2 protein-coding genes are annotated in these 3,058 nt (G+C 72.2%); both read left to right on the plus strand.

From position 1 onward, the window contains the following. The coding region (locus tag A6Q79_RS17245) for an alkaline phosphatase D family protein (RefSeq protein WP_317698853.1) at positions 1-958 on the plus strand (958 nt) is incomplete at its 5' end. Between the two features lie 153 nt (positions 959-1,111). Next, the coding region (tig, locus tag A6Q79_RS17250) for a trigger factor (RefSeq protein ID WP_317698854.1) at positions 1,112-3,058 on the plus strand (1,947 nt) is incomplete at its 3' end.

The following is a 3,058-nucleotide window of genomic DNA, read 5'->3' on the forward strand; positions in this document are numbered from 1 at the left end:
GTACAAGACCGACCCCGACCTGCAGCGTCTGCATGCCGCGCTGCCGATGGTCGCCACGTGGGACGACCACGAGATCGCCGACGGCTGGTACCCCGGCGGGGCCTTCGAGCACCAGCGCTTCACCGAGGGCCCCTGGGACCGCCGCAAGCGCGCCGCGATGCGGGCGTACGACGAGTGGATGCCGGTCCGCCTCGGCGGCACCGCCCGCGTGGGCGACGGCACCCGCATCTACCGGCGGTTCCGGTTCGGCCGGCTGGCGGACCTCTCGATGCTCGACCTGCGCGGCTACCGCGACGAGCGCGTCGAGGCCGACGACCCGCGCCTGGACGACGGCGCCCGCTCCCTCACCGGAGCCGACCAGGAGGCGTGGCTGGTGGAGGGACTCGCCACGCCCGGTGCCCGGTGGCGGCTCGTCGGGAACCCCGTGATGGTCGCGCCGATGCTGATGCCGCCGCGTCCGCGCGGCCAGGAGCTCGCCCTGCGTCGCACCACCGACCCGATGACCTGGGGGCCCGCGGAACCGAACACCGACACGTGGGACGGCTATCCCGTGGAGCGCCGACGGGTGCTTGAGCGGATCAAGGAGGCGGGCGTCGACGACGTGGTCTTCCTCAGCGGCGACGTGCACACCGCCTGGGCCAACGAGGTCGAGCTCGACGGTGCCCCCGTCGCGACCGAGCTCGTGTGCAGCTCCGTCACCAGCAACAACGTCGATGACTTCATGGGCACCAAGCCCCGCACCGTCTCGCTGGCGATGGAGGAGGCGATCGTGCGCATGAACCCGCACGTGCGCTTCGTCAACCTCGACGACCACGGCTACAGCGTGCTCGAGCTGACGCCCGACGAGGCGCGCATGGAGTGGCACGCGGTCAGCGACCGCACCGACCCCGACGCCTCCTCGCGGCTCCTGGCGACCCGCCGCGTCCCGGCCGGGACGAACCGCGTCCTGCCCACCTGACCGTGCTGGTTCGCCTGCACCAGGGGCAGCGTGAGAGACTGCACGGAGGTCCTGCCGCGGGCTGCTGAGCCCGCGCGACCTCCCGCGTCCGCGCCACGTCCCGAGCGGTTGCGGCACGCACCCCGACCACCACCACCGCAGGAGCAGCACGACGTGAAGAGCACCACCGAGACCCTGAGCCCCACGCGGGTCAAGCTCACCATCGAGGTGCCGTTCGAGGAGTTCAAGCCGAGCCTCGACAAGGCGTACAAGACGATCGGTTCGCAGATCACCATCCCCGGCTTCCGCAAGGGGAAGGTGCCGGCCGCCATCGTCGACCAGCGCATCGGCCGCAGCGCCGTGCTGGACGAGGCCATCAACGGCGCCCTGCCCGGCTGGTACAACGAGGCCCTGCAGCAGGCGGAGATCCAGCCGCTGAGCCAGCCCGAGATCGACCTCACCAAGTTCGTCGACGGCGAGGACATCGAGATCACCGCCGAGCTCGACGTGCGCCCCACCCTCGAGCTGCCCGACCTGGCGAGCATCGAGGTGCAGGTCGCCGACGCCGAGGTCACCGACGCCGACGTCGACGAGCAGATCGACGCCCTGCGTGACCGCTTCGCCGTCACCACCGACGTCGACCGCGCCGCCGCCGACGGCGACGCCGTCACCATCGACCTCGTCGCGCGCGCCAAGGACGGCTCCGACATCGAGGGCGCCGACGCCAAGGGCCTGCCCTACACGATCGGCTCCGGCACCCTGCTCGACGGTCTCGACGCCGACGTGCGCGAGCGGCTCGTCCGCGGCAAGCGCATGGAGCAGGCCGCCGAGGCCCGCGACCTCGTCCTCGACGAGATCGTCGGCAAGGTCGAGGCGCCGCTGCCCGACGCCGTCGTCGCCGAGGAGCTGCAGGGTCGCCGTGAGCAGATCCAGCAGCAGCTCTCCTACGCCGGCATCTCGTTCGAGACCTACCTCGAGGACGAGGGCCAGACCGAGGAGGAGTTCGAGGCCGAGCTCGAGCGCCGGGTGCGCGACTCGATCGTCGCCCAGTTCGTGCTCGACCAGGTGGTCGCCGACTCCGAGATCGGCATCCAGGACGACGAGCTGAGCCAGCACATCTTCCGCCGGGCGCAGGAGTCGGGCCAGGACCCGAACTCCTACATCCAGCACATCATGGAGCACAACCACGTGCCCGAGATGGTGAGCGAGGTGCTGCGCGGCAAGGCGCTCGCCGAGCTGATGCAGCAGGCCGTCGTCAAGGACGCGTCCGGCACGGTGCTCGAGCTCGGCAAGCTGCGCGCCGACGGCTCCCTCGCCGACGACGAGGAGTCCGAGGAGCTGCATGCCCTCGACGCTACGTCCCGATCCGGTCCCGGAACCTCACCCGGGAGAGGATGTGCACATGAGGTGCGGCTACTTCGAGGCGGGCGTGTGCCGGTCGTGCACCCAGCTCCCCGTCCCGTACGCCGAGCAGCTGGTCGACCTGCTGACCGACGAGGACGGCCCGATGCGACTGGCCGCGGTCGTCAACGAGCTCACTGCCCCCGACCGGCCGCTGGGCCGGATGCTGGCGCGCGACGGGGTCCTGGACCGCCTGCTCGCCGACGACGGTCCGCTGACCCGCCTCGTGGTGCGCGACGGCGTGCTCGACCGGTTGCTCGCGACCGACGGCCCGCTGGACCGGCTGCTCGGCGAGGGCGGGGCGCTGGACCGGGTCGTGGCCGAGGAGGGCGTGCTCGAACGGCTGCTGCAGCCCGACGGCCCGGTGGACCGTCTCACCCAGCCCGGTGGTCTCCTGGAGCTGGTGCTGCGCCCCGGTGGCCTGGCCGACCGGATGCTCACCGACGACGGCTTCGTCGAGCGTCTGCTCGCGGACGGCGGCACCCTGGACCAACTGGTGGCGCTGGGCGACACGCTGGAGTCGATCCAGCCGCGACTGGCGGAGCTGGCCGAGATCGTGCCCACCCTGTCGACCTCCGCGGACGCGCTCCACCGCGCCGTGGGTCCCCTCGGGGACCTCGCCGGTCGGCTGCCGCTCAACCGACGCCGTCCGCTCGCCGCCGGGACCCCGGCCGGAACCCAGGCGTGAGCGACCGGCTGCCGCCGGTCACGCCCGACTCC

Source organism: Aeromicrobium sp. REDSEA-S32_B7, assembly GCF_001626145.1.
Classification (GTDB): domain Bacteria; phylum Actinomycetota; class Actinomycetes; order Propionibacteriales; family Nocardioidaceae; genus Aeromicrobium; species Aeromicrobium erythreum.